Annotated in this window: 17 protein-coding genes; 15 read left to right on the top strand and 2 right to left on the bottom strand. The window is 62.6% G+C overall.

Features of this window, described 5'->3' with window-relative positions:
• Positions 1 to 10 precede the first annotated feature (10 nt).
• The 3 genes from C1717_RS08935 (at position 11) to bilS (ending at position 4,703) form a co-directional block, all read left to right on the top strand.
• A complete protein-coding gene (locus C1717_RS08935) occupies positions 11 to 1,783 on the top strand; it encodes an ABC transporter ATP-binding protein (RefSeq protein ID WP_102372836.1) in 1,773 nt (590 codons plus the stop codon).
• Entirely contained in the window at positions 1,780 to 3,627 is a 1,848-nt protein-coding gene (locus C1717_RS08930; RefSeq protein ID WP_102372835.1) for an ABC transporter ATP-binding protein, read from the top strand. The genes C1717_RS08935 and C1717_RS08930 overlap by 4 nt, the downstream gene beginning before the upstream one ends.
• A gap of 536 nt (positions 3,628 to 4,163) precedes the next feature.
• Entirely contained in the window at positions 4,164 to 4,703 is a 540-nt protein-coding gene (gene bilS, locus C1717_RS08925; protein WP_102372834.1) for a flavodoxin family protein BilS, read from the top strand.
• Positions 4,704 to 4,706: 3 nt separating this feature from the next.
• On the opposite strand, the gene C1717_RS08920 is transcribed toward bilS, so the two are convergent.
• Together C1717_RS08920 and C1717_RS08915 are read right to left on the bottom strand one after the other, a co-directional pair.
• Positions 4,707 to 5,216: an LURP-one-related family protein gene (locus C1717_RS08920; protein ID WP_102372833.1), complete on the bottom strand. Its 510-nt coding sequence runs from the start codon at positions 5,214 to 5,216 to the stop codon at positions 4,707 to 4,709.
• Positions 5,217 to 5,361: 145 nt separating this feature from the next.
• Positions 5,362 to 6,204, bottom strand: coding sequence for a helix-turn-helix transcriptional regulator (locus tag C1717_RS08915; RefSeq protein ID WP_245859594.1), 843 nt, complete (start codon positions 6,202 to 6,204; stop codon positions 5,362 to 5,364).
• Between the two features lie 100 nt (positions 6,205 to 6,304).
• Here C1717_RS08915 and C1717_RS08910 point away from each other — a divergent pair, with 100 nt between their 5' ends.
• The 12 genes from C1717_RS08910 to C1717_RS08855 all read left to right on the top strand — a co-directional run bounded on the left by C1717_RS08910 (position 6,305) and on the right by C1717_RS08855 (position 20,617).
• A complete protein-coding gene (locus C1717_RS08910) occupies positions 6,305 to 7,240 on the top strand; it encodes an ABC transporter ATP-binding protein (RefSeq protein ID WP_102372832.1) in 936 nt (311 codons plus the stop codon).
• Positions 7,241 to 7,251: 11 nt separating this feature from the next.
• A complete protein-coding gene (locus tag C1717_RS08905; RefSeq protein ID WP_102372831.1) occupies positions 7,252 to 8,496 on the top strand; it encodes an ABC transporter permease in 1,245 nt (414 codons plus the stop codon).
• Positions 8,483 to 9,703 (top strand): ABC transporter permease, encoded by a 1,221-nt coding sequence (locus C1717_RS08900; protein ID WP_102372830.1) that lies wholly within the window; start codon positions 8,483 to 8,485, stop codon positions 9,701 to 9,703. Before C1717_RS08905 ends, C1717_RS08900 begins: the two co-directional genes overlap by 14 nt.
• Positions 9,704 to 9,858: 155 nt before the next feature.
• Complete coding sequence (locus tag C1717_RS08895) at positions 9,859 to 11,040, top strand: DUF362 domain-containing protein (RefSeq protein WP_102372829.1); 1,182 nt, start codon at positions 9,859 to 9,861, stop codon at positions 11,038 to 11,040.
• Positions 11,041 to 11,242: 202 nt separating this feature from the next.
• On the top strand, positions 11,243 to 12,043 hold the full coding sequence (gene trhA, locus C1717_RS08890) for a PAQR family membrane homeostasis protein TrhA (RefSeq protein ID WP_245859591.1): 801 nt from the start codon (positions 11,243 to 11,245) through the stop codon (positions 12,041 to 12,043).
• A gap of 101 nt (positions 12,044 to 12,144) precedes the next feature.
• A complete protein-coding gene (locus C1717_RS08885; RefSeq protein ID WP_102372828.1) occupies positions 12,145 to 13,554 on the top strand; it encodes a hemolysin family protein in 1,410 nt (469 codons plus the stop codon).
• Between the two features lie 106 nt (positions 13,555 to 13,660).
• On the top strand, positions 13,661 to 14,296 hold the full coding sequence (locus C1717_RS08880; protein ID WP_102372827.1) for a hypothetical protein: 636 nt from the start codon (positions 13,661 to 13,663) through the stop codon (positions 14,294 to 14,296).
• A gap of 174 nt (positions 14,297 to 14,470) precedes the next feature.
• Positions 14,471 to 14,845 carry a YtxH domain-containing protein gene (locus tag C1717_RS08875; protein WP_102372826.1) on the top strand — a complete coding sequence of 125 codons (375 nt, stop codon included), beginning with the start codon at positions 14,471 to 14,473 and terminating at the stop codon, positions 14,843 to 14,845.
• Positions 14,845 to 15,633, top strand: a complete 789-nt coding sequence (locus tag C1717_RS08870; RefSeq protein ID WP_102372825.1) for a hypothetical protein — start codon at positions 14,845 to 14,847, stop codon at positions 15,631 to 15,633. Before C1717_RS08875 ends, C1717_RS08870 begins: the two co-directional genes overlap by 1 nt.
• A gap of 39 nt (positions 15,634 to 15,672) precedes the next feature.
• The gene (locus tag C1717_RS08865; RefSeq protein WP_102372824.1) at positions 15,673 to 17,076 is read left to right on the top strand and encodes a polysaccharide deacetylase family protein; all 1,404 of its coding nucleotides are present in this window, start codon (positions 15,673 to 15,675) and stop codon (positions 17,074 to 17,076) included.
• A gap of 193 nt (positions 17,077 to 17,269) precedes the next feature.
• Positions 17,270 to 18,430, top strand: coding sequence for a polysaccharide deacetylase family protein (locus C1717_RS08860; protein WP_180965900.1), 1,161 nt, complete (start codon positions 17,270 to 17,272; stop codon positions 18,428 to 18,430).
• A gap of 339 nt (positions 18,431 to 18,769) precedes the next feature.
• Positions 18,770 to 20,617 carry a magnesium transporter gene (locus tag C1717_RS08855; protein ID WP_102372822.1) on the top strand — a complete coding sequence of 616 codons (1,848 nt, stop codon included), beginning with the start codon at positions 18,770 to 18,772 and terminating at the stop codon, positions 20,615 to 20,617.

Here is a 20,617-nt window from a genome sequence, read left to right as displayed (position 1 = left end):
GGAATCTGGCATGTTCAACCTGATAAAACGTTATGGACGATCATACAAGGTCAACCTCACGATCGGCCCGCTCACCAAGCTCATCGAGGTCGTGTTCGACCTGTTCACGCCGCTCGTCGTTGCGTGGATGATCGATCGGGGTATCCGCGGTGGCAACGTGAGAACCGTCGTTGACGGTGGGCTCATCCTGCTTGCGATGGCGGCGGTGGGCATTCTGTTCGCGCTCGTTTGCCAGAAGATGGCCTCGCGCGCGTCGCAGGGCATGGGTACCGACATCCGTCACGACCTCTACCGTCGCATCAATGAGCTTTCTCATGCCGATCTCGACCGATTCGGTACGCCGTCGCTTGTTACCCGTATCACCAATGACGTCAACCAGGTGCAGCTTGCGGTCGCGCTTGGCATTCGCCAGCTCATCCGATGGCCGCTGCTTGCGGCGGGATCCATGGTCGCAGCGCTCGCCATCGACATCAGGCTGGGGCTCATCTTCTTGGTTTCAACGCCCGTTATCGGCGGGGCGTTCTGGTTCGTCATGGCCAAGTGCGTGCCGTTCTACCGCGGTATGCAGGTCAAGCTCGACCGGCTTGCGCTCATCACGCGCGAGGGGCTGTCGGGTGCACGGGTCGTACGCGCCTTCACGCGTGAGGACCACGAACGCGAGCGGTTCCGCGAGGCAGCGGCCGATCAGGCCGCGACGGCCATCGCCGTGGGCAGGCTTTCCTCGGTTCTTAACCCGGTCACATTCCTGGTGATGTACGGGGCAGTCGCGCTCATCCTGTGGATGGGCGGTATCGAGGTACAGGTGGGTGACCTCACGCAGGGCGAGGTCACGGCGTTCGTGAACTATATGACCCAGACGCTGCTTTCCATTGTGTACGTGGCGAACCTCGTCGTGGTGTTCACCAAGGCAAGCGCCTCGGCTGCGCGCGTGCATGAGGTACTGGATTGCGCGCCCAGCGTCACCGACGCCGGCAACAAGCCGGTCGAGCTGCCTGTTCTAGGGCAGGACGGCGCCATGCAGGTGCCGGCGCTTCGCATGCGCGACGTCTCGTTCTCCTACCCTGGCGCCTCGGCTTCGGCTCTTTGCGGCATCGACCTTACGCTCATGCCCGGACAGACGCTCGGTGTAATCGGCGGCACGGGCTCGGGCAAGTCAACGTTCGTTTCCCTGATTCCGCGGCTGTACGACACGGCATCCGGTGCGGTGGAGGTGCTCGGCCACGACGTGCGTTCCTGGCCGCTCAAGCAGCTGCGTCATGTGGTTGGCATGGTGCCGCAGACGGCATCGCTCATCTCGGGCACGATCCGCTCGAACCTCACATGGCGCGACGCGCACGCAACCGATGAGGAACTGTGGCGTTCGCTCGAGGTGGCACAGGCTGCCGATTTCGTGCGTGCCCTGCCCGAGGGTCTCGACAGCCCCGTCGAGGCGGGCGGCAAGAACTTCTCGGGTGGTCAGCGCCAGCGTCTGACCATCGCCCGTGCGCTTGTAGGCGATCCGCTCCTCCTCATCTTGGACGACTCCGCCTCGGCGCTCGATTTCAAGACGGATGCGGCGCTCCGGCAAGCGCTTGCGGCAGCACGTGCCCGCGCCGCGGGCGAGGGCAAGCTGCCGTCTGCGACGGTGGTGGTCTCGCAGCGCGTTGCGAGCGTGCGCGACGCCGACCTCATCATGGTCATGCGCCGCGGTCGCATGGTGGGGCTCGGCACGCACGATGAGCTGCTGCGCGACTGCGCCATCTATCGCGAGATCGACGAGTCGCAGACGGGAGGCTCTCGATGAATCCTTACACTTCGACCGGTTCGGTATCCACGGTCGCATCCAGCATCGCCGACAGCGGCGCAAGCCTTGGCGGTGGGAGCCAGGGCGGCAGCCGCGCTCCTTTGGGTCCTGTCGTCCGCAGGCTCATGGGATACGTGCGTCCCCATGCCGTGAGCTTTTTCGCCTCCTTCGTCTCGGCTGCTATTTCTGTGGTGCTCCAGCTTTATGTGCCCATCTTGGTGGGGCGTGGCATCGACTGCATCGTGTCAGCCGGACGCGTTGACTTCGACTCACTCGCGCCGCTCGTCGTGCAGCTGGTGATTTCCGCGGCGGGCGCCTCGCTTTTCCAGTGGGTTCAGGGGTACTGCGTGAACCGCCTGGCGTACGAGATCGTGCGCGACCTGCGCATCCAGGCAAACGACAAGCTCTTCCGCATGCCGCTGGCAACGATCGACGCGCATGCCCACGGCGATTTCATCAGCCGCGTGGTGAACGACGTCGATCAGGTGGGCGATGGCTTATTGCAAGGGTTTACACAGCTTTTCACCGGTATCGCCACCATCGTGGGCACGCTCGTGTTCATGCTTGCCCTTTCGGTGCCTATGGCGCTGGTTGTGGTGCTCGTCACGCCGCTCTCGATGCTCGTGGCATCGCTCATCGCCAAGTTTTCTAACAAGAGCTTTGCGATGCAGCAGCGCGTCCAGGGCAGACTCGGTGGTTATGTCGAGGAGCTCGTGGGCAATCAGAAGCTCGTCGACGCTTTTGCACACGGCGATGCCGTGCAAGCCGAGTTCGACGCTATCAACGCAGAGCTCTATATCGCAGGCGAGCGCGCGCAGTTCTTGAGCTCGCTCTCCAATCCCGGCACGCGTGCCGTGAACAATGTCATCTACGCTGTGGTGGCGGTGATCGGGTGCGTGTGCGCCATCACCGGTTTCCCTGCGCGGCTCACCGTAGGCGAGGTGCAGATCTTCCTCTCGTACGCCAACCAGTACACGAAGCCCTTCAACGAGGTGACGAGCGTGATCACCCAGATCCAGACCGCCTTCGCCTCGGCGCGGCGCCTGTTCGAGCTGCTTGATGCCGCGGAGGTGGAGCCTGATGGCGCGGCTGCCGTCGAGCTCGTCGATGCCGCGGGAGAGGTCGAGCTCGACCATGTTGACTTCTCCTACGTTGCCGACCGACCGCTGCTGCGCGACATCTGCGTGCATGCCATGCCCGGCCAGCGCTTCGCGTTGGTGGGTCCCACCGGTTGCGGTAAGACCACCCTGATCAATTTGCTGCTGCGGTTCTACGACGTCGACCGCGGTGTGGTGAGCGTGGATGGCCACGATATCCGCGAGGTGACCCGTCGCAGCTTGAGGCATTCGTTTGGCATGGTGCTGCAGGATTCTTGGTTGTTCGAGGGCACGGTGCACGATAACATCGCATACGGTAAGCCGGGCGCCACGCGCGAGGAGGTTGTGGCCGCTGCCGAGCGTGCCCACGCCGATGCCTTCATCCGCGCGCTTCCGGCGGGCTATGACACCGTGATTCCCGAGGACGGCGGCGCTTTCAGCCAGGGCCAGCGGCAGCTGCTGTGCATCGCGCGCGTGATGCTCACCGATCCGGCGATTCTTTTGCTCGACGAGGCCACCTCGTCTATCGACACCCGTACCGAGTTGCAAGTGCAGGCTGCATTCGACGAGCTCATGGCCGGCCGCACGAGTTTTATCGTGGCGCATCGCCTTTCGACTATTCGCAACGCCGACTGCATCCTCGTGATGCGCGACGGGCAGATTATCGAGCGCGGCACCCATGATGAGCTGCTCATGCGCGGCGGCGCATACGCAGAGCTCTACAATTCCCAGTTCGCTAGGGCGTAGGGCTGCTTCCCTGCCGGGGGGCACCCAAGGCAGGGGCCGTACCAAGGGGTGCGGTTCTCTGCCGCGGACGTCTCTCTGCGCGACTCAGATGGACGCCGGCGGCCTTCGAGCGGCATTGTGAGCGCCGCTTCAGAGGTTCGATGTTCTTGGCGGTGGTCATTAATAAAAACCCTGAGTAGACAGCCCTATTCCCCGATAAGAATTGCAGGTTAAGGCGCTGCATCGATTCGGTGTACTTTGGTCTGACGAAGAAAACCACCGCCAAGAAGCTCGAACTTTCCGCGAGCCCGTTATGAACGTTAAGGCTTGCCCAAGACGCGAAGAATCGAAGGTAAATTCGAATAGCGTGCACCTTAGAGCGACGTATGCGCCTGTTCGTAGTTTGGGTGTTGTCGAGCAAAGCTGTTGCTGGCACCGGGATGACCGAGCTGTCCGTATGCGACACGGCGAAGCGGGTAGTATGGGTTGCGGTACGTAGGTTCCATCTAGGTTGCCTGTACGGCGAGCCCAGCTGGATCACCAGAAAGGGGCCATCTATGCGGTACGCGATTCTTTATAACAGTGCAAGCGGTAATACGAAGCAGGTTGCAGAAGCGCTCGAGCGCGCGCTTAGAGCAGCGAATGCCGAGGTTGCATGCGTCCAGATTGCCCCGGGCGATACATGCGCGACGATCGACGCGGCTGGCGTTGAGGGGGCCGATGCGGTGCTCGTGGGGTTTTGGTGCGACAAGGGGACGTGTACCCAAGAAGTCGCAGATGTGCTCGCCGAGCTCGGCGGCAAACGCGTGTTCCTCTTCGGTACCGCAGGATTTGGGGGTGCTCCTGAGTATTTCGAGCGCATCCTTATGGGCGTGCGCGCCAAGCTCCCGGAGGACGCCGAATACCTTGGTGGGGCAATGTGCCAAGGCAAGATGGGCGCGGGGGTTCGCCGACGCTACGAGGCGATGCTTGCGGAGAAGCCCGGCGATGCGCGCATCCAGGGCATGATCGATAACTTCGATGCGGCGCTCCCGCATCCCGACGATGACGATCTCGGGCGCATCGTGCAGACGGCAAAGCAGGCACTCGGGCTTTAGGCGCTATGCGGGAGCAGCAGGAGCCGTCGCCGCTCCCTGGCCTCGGATCAAGAATTGCTTTAATACCACAGCGATAGCAACGACGCGTTCGACGTCGGTCTCGTGGGGGATGTCAACGTCATAGTCGGCCATGATCGCGCACGATTGTTTCCGTATGCGGGCGACGATGCCGGTGGCATCCTTGATTTCAAACTCACAGGCAAGGATGCTTTTGCCTGTGAGTTCCCATCCAAGCTCCGGAACCTCAAAGCGTATGTTGAAGCCGAGCGGGTCGCGCAATAGGCTGAACGTCGTTCCGTCTGCCATGGTAACCGTGTTGATGCTGCGGAGAAGTGAGAACTGTTTGGGGCAGATGCGCGCGATCTCGGTTCCCGTTGCGTCTTCGATGACGGTCTCGTTCACGGGGAGTTGCATGAGTTCGGACCATGCATGGTAGCGGAGGGTTCCGCCAGCGTCGAAAACATCCATTTCTTTGTGCATGGTGAAGCGCTTGCTTGAGATGCGGAGCTCCATTGTTCCTCCTTGGCGGCGGGGATGCTCGGTCGATACCTGGAGAGTCTGGTGCGTGGGCGCTGCTGGGGCTTTGACTTGGACGGACTTCTCGACTTATACCCGAAAAGCGTGGACGGGCGATAAGCTCCTGGTGGAACCCGCCGGCCTACCCGCGCCAGTAAGCGATGGCGATTTGCGTACGGTTCTTGAGGTGCAGCTTCGATAAGATCGAGGAGATGTGGTTACGCACCGTTCCTTCGCTCATATAGGCGGCCTGCGCGATTTCGCGGTTGTCGAGTCCCTCAGCAATGAGCCGCGCCACCTCGAGCTCTCGTTCCGTGAGTCGCTTGAAGACGGGCGGTTGCAAGTCGGAAGCGCCAGATGACGAGATTCGCTCGCCGGGACTGCGTGTTGCCCCTACGACGGTTGAGCCCTCGCTCCTTTTGATGCTCGTCTTGAGCTGGGCTTCAAGTTCATGCTTTTCATCGAGAAGGAACTGGGTGCGCAGAGCGAGATCGTCGCGGGTTCGATGCAAGGTCTCCTGACGAGCGAGCATGCGATTGGTGCGTGCGGATAGTAACCCTGCGACGGCGCAAAGGCATGCAATGAGGAGGGCATCGTCCAAGGGGGCTATCCCGGCGAGGGCTGTGATGACGAGTGCTGCAGCGGGGACGCCGACGGTCCAGCGGGTGAGTGTCGCGCAATGAAACTCGCGCATTGAGTCATATACAGCAATGGGCAAGAGCCATGCCCCCGCTCCGCTCGCGAACGCCGCAAGTGTTAGGGCGATGGGAGCGCAGGGACGCCAGCTCGCGGGAAGGACCTCGTCGAGTGCCGCCGCACAGAGCGCGAGCAGCGCCACGATGACGTCGTTTGCGCCGATTCCGGCATCCGGCCGTCCCATATATGCAACCATGCAGACCAGGCAGCAGGCGAAAAGAGCGGTTTTGTCGATGATGCGTTGCATGCGCACTATGGTATCAAACCGCTCCTCATCGAAGAGCATCATATCGCTAAACCATTTACCAGCAAAAACGGAATCCATGACATTTGTCACTGGTGCTAACGCGCGCGCCCTGCCACCATGGTCGCGAGGATTGGAGGCATCAGTGGATATCGTCGCCGTGGATGGTCTGGTCAAACGCTATGGCGAGGTGCTCGCGCTCGACCGATTCGACTTGCATATCGCCGAGGGAGAGATCTTCGGCTTGCTCGGCCCCAACGGCTCGGGAAAGACGACCGCTATCAACTGCATCTTGCAGCTGCTCAGCTATGACCGTGGTGATATACGCCTTTTCGGCGAGGATATGGCGCCGGCTCGCTACGACCTCAAGCGGCGAATCGGCATCGTGCCGCAACAGGTGGCCGTGCTCGAGGAGCTTACCGTCCGCGAGAACATCGACTTCTTCTGCTCGCTCTACGTGGCCGATCGCTCGCGCCGGCGCGCCCTCGTGGACGAAGCCATCGCGTTCGTAGGCTTGGAAGATTACACGCGCTTCCGTCCCAAGAAGCTTTCCGGCGGCTTGCTCCGCCGCCTCAACATCGCGTGTGGTATCGCGCACAAGCCCGAGCTCATCTTCTTTGACGAGCCAACGGTCGCTGTGGACCCGCAGAGTCGCAGCGCCATCCTCGAAGGCATCAAGGGTCTGCGAGACGAGGGTGCCACGGTGGTCTATACGAGCCACTACATGGAGGAAGTCGAGCAGATCTGCTCGCGCATCATGATCATGGACGGTGGCCGCGTTCTGGCGCAGGGTACAAACGACGAGCTCAAGCGTATGGTCGCAGTGGGTGAGAGGATCGTGGCCGAGGCGGCGCAGGTGCCATCTGTGGTGCTCGATCGCTTGCGCGCGTACCCGCACGTGCTCGACGCGACGTTCGACGCAGGCGTGCTCACCATTCGTTGCGAGCCCAGTGAACATAACCTCACGGATGTGCTGGGCGTGCTGGGTGCCTCGCGCGTGCGGCTGGGGCGCGTGTACGCCGAGCCACCCACCCTAAACGACGTCTTTCTCGAACTTACCGGCCGCGAGCTGCGCGATTAGGGGAGGACACGATGCTGAGCACGTTCCGAGCGACCATCCGCATGCTGCTGCGCACGCCGAGCGCGCTGGTGTGGGGGCTCGCGTTTCCCATTATCTTGGCTACGATGTTCGTCTTCATGTTCTCGGGCTTCCGGACGGCGGAATCGATCAACGCCGTTCCGGTGGCGGTTGTCGCGGATGACGCCTGGAATACCTCGACATTCTCTCAGGTTATGGATGCGCTTGCAGAAGGCGAAGAGCCGCTGCTTTCCTGTATCGAGGTGGCAGACGAAGGCTCCGCGCTCGAGCTGCTCTCTACAGGCGAGGTGGACGGCGTGTTCATGGTTGATGGGTCTGCTGTTACCGGCAACGCAACCGCTGCTCTCGATGGACCGAATCCCGTCCTCGCATTGCCGCGGCTCGTCGTTGCTTCCGAGGATTCTGCTGCGCATGGCGGTGCAAACGGCGGCTACGAGGTGAACCGGTCGATACTTGTCTCAATCGCGAACTCATATGCGCAATCGGAGGCGCTCATCGACGACCTTGCCGCGAGCAACTCAGCAGCGCTTGCTGATCCCGAGGCTGTAGCGCGGGCGCTCTCGCTCGATGCCCGGACGGAGCGCGTCTCGCTTACTCGTTCCACGCCGGATGAGACTGTTCGTTTCTACTACGCACTCATGGGAATGGCCACGCTTTTTGCCGCACAGCTCAGCATGCTTGCAGTGGCGAGCATTCGTCCCACGGCATCTGCGGTGTCTGCGCGGCGCTGCATAGCGGGCACGAGCCGCATCCGACAGCTTGCCGGTGCGCTTCTTGGATCATGGCTGCTCTCGTTCGCGTTTCTCACGGTTGCGTTCGCCTACATCCGCCTGGTTGTGGGCATCGACTTTCAGGGCCGCGAAGCGCTGTGCATCTTGGGCGTCGCCGTGGGGGCGTGGCTTGCTACGGGCATCGGTGCCATTGTGGGGTCGTTGCCGCTGCAAGGTGGCGTGAGCGCCGGATCGGGTATCCTCACGGGCCTGACCTGCGGACTCGCTATCTTCGCTGGACTATACGGCCAGCCCACCATGGAGCTCGCCGACGCCATTGCCCGCGCAGTGCCGCTTTCGACCTGGGTGAATCCCGCCAAGCTCATCTGCGATCTGTTTTACAGCCTCTACTATTACGAATCGCTCGCGCCGTACCTCGCGCGCCTTGCCGCCTGCGCGGCTTGGGGCGTTGCGTTTTTCGCATTCGCGGCGCCTATGTTTAGGAGGCAGCGGTATGCGCATCTGTGAATCTGCTCTGGCGATCGCATTCCGCCATCCCATATACTTGGGCGTTTACGTGCTGTTCCTCTCGGCATTGGGGACGTTCCTCACCATAGGGGTCCAATCTGGTTCAACGCGGGCGTCCGGCTCCGCGCCCGCCGCGCAACAGGAGGATGGTTACGCGCCCATGCAGGCGAGCGTCGCTGTAATCGATCGCGACGGGTCCGAGCTCTCAGCGGAGATCTCGGCGCATCTTGGGGAAACGCAGGAGCTTGTGGATATTGCAGACGATTCATTTGCGATGCAGGACGCGCTTGCAACAGGCCTGGTCGAGGCGATCGTCATCGTACCCGAGGGGTATGAGGCCGACCTCCTCGTCAGCGCCCGCTCGGGTGAGGAGTTGCCGGCACTGCAGATCGCCTATGGAACGGACACCCAGGCAGCAGCCCTTTTGGACACGCAGGTTGCGCGCTGGACGGCACTCGCTTCCGCCTCCGCTGCGCTTGAGCCTTTCGCGAGTGCTTCCAACGTAGCGGGCTTGGTGCGGCGCGCCTCCGCTGCGCATGCGGATGTCTCGGTGGAGCGTGACGTCGCGGCGGCCGAGACTGCGCGTCCGCTGCAGGCGTACCTGAGCTTCACCTCGTACTCCATAACTTGTTCGGTGGTGGTTTGCGCTGGGCTCGTGCTCTCCACCATGAATGAGGATCGGCTTCGGGCGCGCATATTCGCCGCGCCTGTGCCGCCACGACGCTTGGGTTTGAACACGCTTGCGGCATGCGTGGTACTCGTCGTTGCGGTATGGGGTGCTACGAGTGTGGTGGGCCTTGTGGCAAGCGGAGCGTTCGCGTCGACTGCCGGCATGCTTCCCACTAGCATCGTGTTGGCGCTCATGGCGATGCTCGTGTTCGCATTTGTCCCGCTTGCCTTGGCGTTCACGTTCGCACAGGCCCGCTTCGGCGAAGATGCGCTCAACGCGCTTGGTAATATCGGTGGCATGCTCATGTCCTTTTTAGGCGGGGCATGGGTGCCGCTTTCGTTGCTGGGCGACTCGGTGAGGGCGGTAGCTCATTTCGTGCCGACGTTCTGGACGAACGACGCAGTTGCCGCTGTGTTGGGCGCTCCCGTGCTCACCATGGAGGTGCTCGCGCGCTACGCGTGCGGCGTTGGGGTCACAGCGTTGTTCGCCGTTGCGATCGCCTGCGTGGGGCTCGCCCTCACTCGGCATCGTGTTTAGCCCCTGCGGCCCTTCCTCGCTCGTGGCTTCCCTTGCTGCGGCGAGCCTGGTCGCACAACCGCTTGCCGTCTGCTCGGGTCCCATCACTTGACGCATCATGGCATCCGCACCGTACAATCAAGGTGTCGCTTGTACCGGATTGAGGGAGGACCCCTATGGAACCTGCCAAGGTTTACTTCACGAACATGCGCACGAGCTCCCATGAGAACCTCACGCAGAAGCTGCAGCGCCTCATGCGCGCCGCGGGCATCGCTGAGCTCGACTTGGAGAACAAGTTCGTTGCCATCAAGATCCACTTTGGCGAGCTGGGCAACTTGTCGTTTTTGCGTCCCAACTACGCGCGCGCTGTCGCCGACGTGGTGAAGGAGCTCGGCGGCAAGCCATTTCTCACCGACTGCAACACGCTATACGTGGGTAGCCGCAAAAACGCCCTCGAGCATCTGGATTGCGCCTACCAAAACGGTTTCACGCCGTACGCGACCGGTTGCCAGATCATCATCGCCGACGGCCTCAAGGGTACCGACGAGGTGCTCGTGCCCGTGAAGAACGGGGAGTACGTCCAGGAGGCAAAAATCGGCCATGCCCTCATGGACGCCGACGTGATCATCAGCCTTACGCACTTCAAGGGCCATGAGCAGACCGGGTTCGGCGGCTGCATGAAAAACATCGGCATGGGCGGTGGCTCGCGTGCCGGCAAGATGGAGCAGCACGTTGCCGGCAAGCCGAACGTCGAGGCCGAGCACTGCATAGGATGCCGCGCATGCGCCCGCAACTGCGCGCATGACGCCATCACTTTCGAGGGTACCCGCGAGCGCACGCTTGCCAACGGCGAGGTCCGCACGGTGCACGTTGCCCGCATCGATCACGACCGCTGCGTGGGCTGCGGCCGCTGCCTGGGCGCCTGCAACCAGGACGCCGTGGTCCCCGGCGCAGACGACGCGGTCGACAAGCTCAACTACAAGATCGCCGAGTACACGCAGGCGATCGTGCAGGATCGCCCGCAGTTCCACATCTCGCTTGCCATCGATATCTCGCCCGAGTGCGACTGCAATTACTGGAACGATGCCCCCATCCTGCCCGACCTGGGCATGTTCGCGAGCTTCGACCCGGTGGCGATCGACCAGGCGGCAATCGACATGGCGCTTGATGCGCAGGCGTTCCCCAACACCATGCTCACCGACGAGGAGGAAAAGCTCGAGGCGAGCGGTGGCGTTCCCGAGCGCTGCCAGCATGACCATTTCAACCTCACGCATCCGGACACCAACTGGCGCTCGATGATCGAGCATGCCGAGAAGATCGGGCTGGGAACGAGCCGTTACGAGCTCGTCGAGGTCTAAGTTGGGACGTTGCGGACGGCGTCAGCGGTTCCATGACAGATGAAGTGCGCTGGGGACAGCGGGGCTGTTCCCAGCCTCCCGTACGAGGGGTGCCATATCTGCAGGCGTCGTGCGAACCTGCAGATATGGCACCCCTTGTCTGCGGACTATGCTCTTTGCTAGAATAGCGAACAGTCTATATTGGGAGGATAGCGTTCCGTAGATGTCTGCATCCAGCGACAGTTCCACACCCCGAAGTACGATGGGCGCGACCGACGCGCCCACATTCGAAACCCCGCTTGAGGACGTATGCGCTACGTGCCGCAAGCGTCGCCGCTCCTGCCCAAAGTATCCGCGTGAAACTGAGGATGCCGCTGCGGGCAAACAGCCACCGCACTACACCCTCGGTGAGGAGATCGCCAATTCCATCACCCATGGTATCGGGTGCCTTTTGGCCATCGCAGGCCTGGTGCTGCTCATCGTCAAGGCGGCGCTTGGCGGTGCCGAGCCAACGCATCTTGTCTCTGCCATCGTATGCGGCGTGACGCTCATCTTCGAGTACCTCGCCTCGACGCTTTACCACGCCATTCAGGTGCCGGCTGCCAAGCGCGTCTTTCGCATCATCGACCATAGCAGCATCTACCTGCTCATTGCTGGGTTCTATACGCCGTTTTGCCTCATCACGCTGGCCGAAGCGGGCGGCATCGTGCTGTTTGTGGTGGTTTGGACGCTCGCCTTCGCCGGCGTATCGTTCGAGATCATCGGCCGCCAACGCCAGCCGCGTTGGGTCACCATCCTCATCTACCTTGTTATGGGATGGCTCGTCGTGTTCCGCTTGCCGCAGCTTGTTGCCGCGCTCGATCCGGTGGCGCTCGCGCTGCTGACGGTGGGCGGCCTGTGCTACACCATCGGCACGGCGTTCTACCTCATGAAGAAGATCCCCTACATGCATAGCATCTGGCACCTGTGGGTGCTGGCGGGGAGCATCTTCATCTTCATGGCGGTGATTCTCTACGTGATTTGATAGCGCGTGCCGGCACTTGCGCCGGTCTTCGAGTTCGTTGGAATGCCCGCCGGTAAATCCGTGCGGTGTCGGGGTGTCCCCAGGAGGTTCGATCCAACACTATGGGTGCAGTTGCGTTCTCCATCATAGCCACGTTCCTGTTGACGCTGCTCAACGGGTTCTTCTCCATGTCAGAAATGGCGCTTACCACGGCTAAGCGCGCCACTCTCGAGCACGATGCCGAGGAGGGCGACCGTCGCGCCACGCTCGCGCTCGACCTCGCGAACGACTCAACGAACTTTCTGGCTACCATCCAGGTTGCCATCACGCTGGTGGGCTTTTTCTCGGCAACGGTCTCGTCAAACACGCTTTCCGACCCGCTTACACGCTGGGTCGAATCGTTCGGCATCACGCCGCTTTCCGCAATCGCGCCCGTGGCGTCGCCCATCGTGATCACGCTCATCGTCTCGTACCTGTCGATTGTCGTGGGCGAGCTCGTGCCCAAGCGCATCGGCCTCTCGGATGCCGAGGGCATGGCGAAGTCCGTCGCAGGCCCGATCTCAACGTTCCGCAAGATCGCCCGCCCGCTTGTGTGGCTCACGCAGGCAAGCGCCAACGGCATCTCCAAGATCATGGGCATCAAGAGCGCCGATGACCGCCAGAACGTCTCCGAGGAGGAGATCAAGTACATGGTCTCCGAGCAGGACACCCTGCTCGACGAGGAGAAGCGCATGATCCACGAGATCTTCGACCTGGGTGACGCGGTGGCGCGCGAGGTCATGGTGCCGCGTGTGGACGTGACCATGGTGGAGGATACCGACACCGTAGAGGAAGTGCTCGACGTCATGCGCCGCACCGGATACTCGCGCATCCCGGTGTACCGCGAGGACACCGACAACGTGGTGGGCATAGCCCACATCAAGGACCTCATCGAGCTTGCGCTTTCCAGCAGGGGCAAGGGGCCGGTTGCCGGAAGCCTGCGCGACGCGACCTTCGTACCCGATACCAAGGACATCCTGCCGTTGCTTTCTGAGATGCAGACCGCCCACGAGCAGATGGTGGTCGTGGTGGACGAATACGGCGGTACAGCGGGCGTCATCACCGTCGAGGACATCGTGGAGGAGATCGTCGGCGAGATCGAGGACGAGTTCGATCCCGACAACAAGTACCTCACGCGTCTCTCGCGTCGCGAGTGGCTCGTAGACGGGCGCTTTAGCTGCGATGACGCTATCGAGCTGGGATGGCCCATCGAGGAGAGCGACGAGTACGAGACCGTTGCCGGCTGGATTCTCGACATCTGCGACGGCATGCCCAACATCGGTGAGGTTTTCGAGGTGGAGGGCTTCCGCTTCAAGGTCCAGTCCATGCGCGGGCAACGCATCTCGCTCATTCGCGTGATCGCCCCCGAGGAGCCCGTAAAGGAATCTGATGAGGCTTCTAGCAGCAACGATGATGGTGCTGCTACTGGTGGAGAGCGTTCCGGCGAGGATGGTGCCGCTGCTGGGAAGCCTGTGCGCTCCGGCAGGGATTAGCACCGTTCGCGTACCCGATGCGCCCGCGATGCGCTACGATGGCTGAAAGCGCCGGCATGCACGCATGCATTCCGCGACGCCGTCTGCGCCCGAGGAACGGAGAGACATGGCACATCTGTTCAACATCATGAGGATCACGGTGGGGGAGCGCGATCTTACCGCTCGCGTTCTGGTCAACCCCGGCATGCCGGTAAGGACGTCCGAAGATATCGAGGCAACCGCGCGCGTGTACTACCTGGCTCCCGCGATCGCCAAGCACGTGTGCCTGGGCGACGCCGGCCGCGAGTTCCAAGACTGCATGGGTGACACCGAGCTTGCCCATCTGCTTGAGCATCTGACGGTTGAGATCATGAACGCGACAGGGCTTGCCGGTGCGATCTCCTGTGGACGCACGCATGCGGTCGCGGAGGACCCGCGCCTGTTCGACATCGAGCTGAGCTGTCCTGACGATGCGCTTACCATCGGCGCCCTCTCGTCGGCTTCCTTCATGATGGAGTGGGCCTTCTTGCACCCCGAGGCGACTGCACCCGACTATGCTGGCACGGTCGAGGGCCTGCGTCAGCTCGTGCTGGGCTTGCGCGGCGAGGACGAGGGCTCGGTAGAGAAGGATGCTGCGGAAAGCGATGCTTCTGCGGAAGACGTCTCGCTCGCGAGCGACGATGATGAGTCGGTGGCGCCAGCGGACGGGGAGCCGGTCGTCGAGCCCGTGTTCGGCGGTGCGGCGGCGGTGAACCGCGGCTAGCGAGCAGCTCGCCCCCCGCTCTCGTTTGACCTTTTGCAGGTCTTTAGAGCTATCTGCTTGGTTACCATTGAGGTTTCATAGTCGCGGCAACCGGTCGAGCGCTGAGCACGGGTATAATAGTGACCCACTATGTACGCCGTCATGCAGGCGGCGCCTTGAGGAAAGGACTTGAACATGGGTAAGGCCTTCAGCTTCATCGTAGGAGCCACCATCGGAGCCGCTGCTGGCACCATCGCCGGTATACTGCTCGCCCCGCGCTCTGGCGCCGAGACGCGCGCCATGGCCGCGGATATGGCGAACGATGCTTGGGATAACGCTCGCGATATGTATGAGCAGGGTGCTGAGCAGGCCCGCGCTGCCGTGAATGACTTTGGTCCCATGATGGACGCCAAGACCGATGAGCTGCGTGCCAAGGTCGACCTTGCCCGCGAGCGCATGGACCAGCTGCGCGAGACCTTGAACGATGCCATCTCTGGTGCCGCCATCCCTGCCGTCGATGTTCAGGTCGAGGTCGCTCCCGAGGCTGCCGAGGCTGCTCCCGAGGCGTAATGCGCACCAAAGATATCCAGGGGATCAAGCTCTACCGCATGCCGGCAGCCGATCGCCGCACCCGCAAGGACGGAACGCCGCGCGAGCCCAAGAAGCTCGGGCGCGTTCACTTTCCCGTGTTCACCCCCGATGGGCGGCGTGTGGTGGGGTTCATGGTGACTCCGCCCGATATCGTCGGCGTGGTCAAGCAAGCTGATCGGTTCGTCGCGCTCGACTGCCTCAAAGTCTACGAGGGCGTCTTCGCTGTCGAGGACCGGCGTGACGCTTTCGACGCTCCTGCTGCCAAGCGGCTGGGGATCGATTTGGATGCATGCATCATCTGGGTGGGCATGGATGTGAAGACGCGTTCCGGCAAGGCGCTCGGCTACTGTGCCGATGCCAGCTTCGACGCCAAGACCGGGCGGGTCAAGAGCTTCTCGATCACGACGGGAAGCGCCGCTACCGCCCTTTTGGGCACGGTCGAGATGCCGGCGAGCGCGCTTGACGGTTATGCCGAAGCCACGATGGTCGTGGACGATGCGGTCGAGTACCTGGAGCCATCGGGCGGCGCTGCCGCCAAAGCTGCAGAGACCACGGCGAAGATCGGTGCCAAGGTGAGCGAGGGCGCGCGCGTGCTCGATGAGAAGGGTTCGGCTGCGGTCGAGAAGGGTACGCGAGCCCTGGGCAAGCAGCTCGGCCGTACGCGCGGCATGTTCGGCGCCTTCAAAGACGAGTTCAAAAAAGCCGCTGGCCCGGCTCCCAAAAAGGCCGCGGGCTCTACATCCAAGAAGAAGGGTTCGACAACATAGCCCTGCGGGCATGCGCCCGCCCATGCGAGGAGGAAACCATTGCAGAAACGAACCACCTCCTACAACACAAGACGACCCACTCCTCGTCGCGCGCCGGCGGGCAAAGGCTACCAGCTGCCACGCGGAAGGAGCCGTGCCACACGCCGGCCCGGAGCGACGTATCTCAACCATACTCAGGGTTTCGGTGGTGGTCGCCGCCGTCGCGTGAACCCTGATCCGCGTCGTCGTGCACGGCGCTCGTACGCCCTCATCATCGTGGGCTGCGCCCTGCTCTTCTTTGCCGCCAGCGTGATCTGGTACCTCAACCGCAGCGTCTCCATCACCTTGAACGGCGAGGAGGCAAGCATCCATATCAACGGGACCATACAGCAGCTCATCGAGAACGAAGGCCTCGATGAGACCTGCGAGCCGGGCGACCTGCTCGCGGTCGACGACTCGGTGCTCGAGCGCGAGGGGGGTGCGCGCTACACCGTGACGCTCGACGGTGAGGCGGTCTCTGAGGATGCGCTCGCCACCACCGAGCTCACGGGTGGTGAGGTGCTGGAGATCACCGACGGTGCAGACACGTACGAGGAGCATACGGTCCAAGCGACCGAGCTTGCGCCTGCGATCACGGTCGATGGCACCGGCTCCATCCAGTATGTTCGGACTTGGGGTGTGCCCGGCCGCTCCGAAGTGTGGACCGGTGCGCAGTCGGGCATCACGTTCGATAGGGGCATCGTTCAAGAAACGGTTGACTGTGAAGTGGTGCGAACATCGGTCTCGCCAGACGATAACAGCAGGTACGTGGCCCTGACCTTTGACGAGGGGCCAAGTGGATACACGCAGCAGATTCTCGACATATTGGATGAGAAGGGTGTTTCTGCTACGTTCTTCCTGCAGGGAGACGCCGTCGAGGAGCACCCGGAGCTCGCGGCCGCCATCGCTGATGCGGGGCACGAGCTTGGTTCGAACGCTTACAGCAACACGAACCTTACCGGCCTCACGGGCGAGGAGCTGCGTTCCCAGATTACCCGCGGGTTCGATGCGATCGAGCAGGCAACGGGCCAGCGCCCCGGCCTGCTGCGGGCGCCGTTTGGATCCTTCACCACCCAGAATTGGGCCGATTCGATGGATCTTATGAGCGCGGTGGTGTATTGGAGCGTCGACTCCGGTGACTGGGAGCTGCCCGGGTCGGATGCCATCGTCGAGAACGTCATGGGTTCTGTCCGCAGCGGCAACATCGTGCTGCTCACCGATGGTGACGCAACGGGCGAGCAGCTCGTGGCGGCTTTGCCCGATCTGATCGATCGGCTCGAGGAAGAGGGGTATCAAATCGTGACGGTGAGCGAGCTCGTCAAGACGGATAGCGACCTTGCCGAGGAGCTGGACCTTGCGCGTGTCGGCCTCCCGGATGGGGCCGCCCTGCCAACGGTCGAGTCGGAAACAGATGAGACGGCGTAGCCGCAAGGCCACCGAATAAGGGAGCATCATGAACGGGAGCCGCAAGGGTCCGCATATTCAGCGCGGAGGAGCATCCGATCTGCATTTTGGCAGCGGTCCAAAAAGATATCGCGCGTCAGGTGCGCGCACTGCAACCATACGCCCGCAGCGTACGAAGTCGCCGCGCCGCAAGCCGCCATTCAAGGTCTTCGCGGTGCTCGCAGGCATTCTTGCCGTCGTGGTCCTTGCTGGCGTGTGGTTCGTTGCGCTGCGCAGCGTGCCGGTTCCGGTCAACGGGCAGGAGCTGTCCGTGCGCATAGGAACGCCGCTCGAGACCTTCCTCGCGGATAACGACTATTTCGGTGCAACACCGGGCCGCTTGATGTCGGTGGGCGGCAACGTCATCGACGAACGGGGCGGAAATCCCTGCGCCGTCGTGCGCGACGGGCAGGAGCTCACCACCGATGAAATCGCAGCGACTGCGATGGGCGATGGCGATACGTACACCGTTTCGAACGGGACGGATGCGGTCGAGCCCTACACGGAAGAAGAGGTCACCATCCCTCCCGCGGTTCAGAAGGAGCGCGGCGGTGCGGTCCAGTACGTCAAGCAGTGGGGCCAGGCGGGGCACAAGACCGTCCTGCATGGCGAGCGCTCTGGCGAGACCGCGGATGCCGAGGGCGCCGTGCCCGCGACCGACATGATCATCGGCTCGATCAATCTCAAGCCCGAGGGCGGTCCGTATGTGGCGCTTACGTTCGATGACGGCCCGAGCCGCTACACCCCAGATATCCTTGCCATCCTTGCAGACAGGGGCGTCCATGCGACGTTCTTCTGCTTGGGGAACCAGGTCGCTAGCAACCAGTCGGAAGCCAAGGCGATCGTGGACGGCGGACATGAGATCGCGAGCCATACGCAATCGCACCAGAACCTCCCCACCCTCGAGCGCGATTCGCTCCGTAGCGAGATCTCGACGGCTTTCGACAACATCGAGCAGGCCACCGGAGTGCGCACACAGATGATCCGTGCTCCCTATGGCGCCTTTACCGAGCAGGAGTGGGGCCGTGCAGGCGACATCGTTGGCTGCAACGTGCTCTGGAACGTCGACACCCATGACTGGGAGCGCCCCGGCGCACAGGCCATCGCCGACACCGTGCTCAACAACGTGCGCAATGGTTCCATCGTGCTCATGCACGACGGCGGTGGCAATCGCGAGCAGACGGTCGAGGCTCTGCCCCTCATCATCGATGGCCTTCATGATCGGGGCTATCAGATCGTGACCGTGGGCGAGCTCATCGAGCTGGACGGCAGGATTCCGCAGGCGGTAGTGGGCAACGCGGTGAGCATGCCCGAGGACGCTGCGCTTCCCGCTTAGCTCATAAGCCTCATAAGCCGGACTTGATTGCGGGGTATGCCGAGTGCAGCCCGCTTCGCGAAACGCGATACTTCCCGCTCAGCTCAAGGCCTGCTCCGTAGTATAGTAGGTAAGGCCGCAGCGCCACGGTTTCCGGGGCGCCGCGCGTTGTGTTGGGTCACGAGAAAGGTGCCAGGTGAAATCTAAACCTCGACCTCATAGTCGGTGACCCCAGCGGGTGCCCTTCTATCGGCGCACGCGTGGGGTTGCTCCCGGTGCGCCGCGAGCGGCGTGCTGCCGTTGCGCTGGATATACTTCGCACCCGGACGCCTAGTCCGGGATCTCTGGAAGAAGGGCTCCATGAATTACCTTTCCGAGCTGCTTAAACTGCCCGTGCTCGATGTGGATGGGAAGCGCCTTGGCGTGGTGAACGACCTGGGCATCGCCACGGGCGAGGTTTTCCCCCATGTTACGTCGCTTGCCTTCCAAGGACCGGGCAAGACTCCGTTCATGATCAGCTGGCGCAAGTACGTCGATCATGTTGACGATGAGGGCGTTCACCTTAAGACGCGCGATACGGACGTGCGCTTCTCCTTCTTGCAGCCCGATGAGCTCCTGCTCGCGCGCGACATCCTCAACAAGCAGATCGTCGACACCCAGGGCCTCAAGGTCGTGCGCGTAAACGATCTCAAGCTTTCAAGTTCCGGCGAGAACCAGCTGCGCCTGCTCGGTGCCGAGGTCGGCGCGCGCGGCTTGCTCCGCGCCATGCATCCTGCCCTCGAGCGCTTTGCGGCGCGCATCGCGCGCGCGGTCGGCCATCCGCTCGAGGAGGAGATCATCGCTTGGTCCTACATGGACCTGCTCGAGCGCAGTACGCAGACCATCAAGCTCTCCGTGTCGCACAAGACCCTCGACGAGCTCCATCCCGCGGACATCGCCGATATCATCGAGCAGCTCGACCCGCGCCTGCGCGGTCAGGTGTTCGCCCAGCTCGATACCGCCCAAGCGGCAGAGGCAATCAGCGAATTCGATGACGACGACCTTGTTGCCGAGGTCCTCGAGGGCATGAGCGACCGGGACGCCTCCTCGATGCTCGCCCTTATGGATCCCGATGACGCTGCGGACCTTATCGAGGAGCTCGACTACGAGAAGGCGGAGAAGCTCCTGCGCCTTATGGGCGTCAAGGAGGAGCGCGCGATCCGAAACCTGCTTGGCTACGGTGAGAGCACGGCGGGCCGCATCATGACCTCGGAGTTCGTGGCGCTGTCTGCCACTGATACAGCCGAGGATGCCATCGAGGCCATTCGCCGGCTCGATGAGGACTTCGAAAGTGTCTACTACGTGTACACGCTCGATGGCACGGGGGCGCTCACCGGCGTGCTCTCCCTGCGCACGTTGATCGTCGCCGATCGCGAGGAGCGGCTGTGCGACTTGGCATACCGTGATGTCGTGTGGGTTTCGCCCGACCTCGACCAGGAGGAAGTGGCCGACGAGATGGCGAAATACGACCTCGTTGCCGTGCCTGTATGCGATGAGAACCGGCATATGCTCGGTATCGTGACGGTCGACGATGCTCTCGACGTCATCGCCGAGGAGCATGAGGAGGACTTGCAGATCGCTGGCATTGGCTCAGGCGATGCCGTGCAGGGCGAGTCGACGCACGTGCTGTCTTGGTTCGCGCGGCGCCATTACTGGATTCTGGTGTGGGCGGTCGCTTCGGGTATCATCGCGGCGCTCTTGGGCTCGCTTGGCGTTGGCTCGCAACGCTTCATCTACCCGATGTGCGCCATGCCCGCGGTGCTCCTCACAGCCAGCCGCTTCTCGGCTTTCGTGCGAAATTACTTTCTCGAGTACGACGAACGCGAGCACGAGGGTGCGCCGTACGTGGCATTCTTGCTGCAGACGACTGCTATAGGCGTGGTGCTCGCGCTCGTGGTGTTTCTTTGCGGCCAGCTCATGGTGGGTGCGGCGTTTACCGGCGGCGAGCAAGCGCTGCCTGCCAGGCTGTTCACGGCATGCTTTGGCTGCGCGGCGGGGACGGTGCTCGTGAGCGCTGCGAGCTCGGTCGTCTACTTGAAAGCGCTGTTCTGGCGCGACGAGCACGACATGAACACCTCGGGCACGGCGATGAGCCTGCTTGCGGTGCTCATTGCGGGAGCGCTGTACGCCGTCGCCGCCACCGTTTCCGTCGCGGTTCTGGCGGGGTAG

Origin of the sequence: Enorma phocaeensis (genome assembly GCF_900186505.1) — a bacterium.
Taxonomy (GTDB): Bacteria; Actinomycetota; Coriobacteriia; order Coriobacteriales; family Coriobacteriaceae; genus Enorma; species Enorma phocaeensis.
Note: the sequence above shows the minus strand (reverse complement) of the source record. Positions and strands in the feature narration are given on the sequence as shown.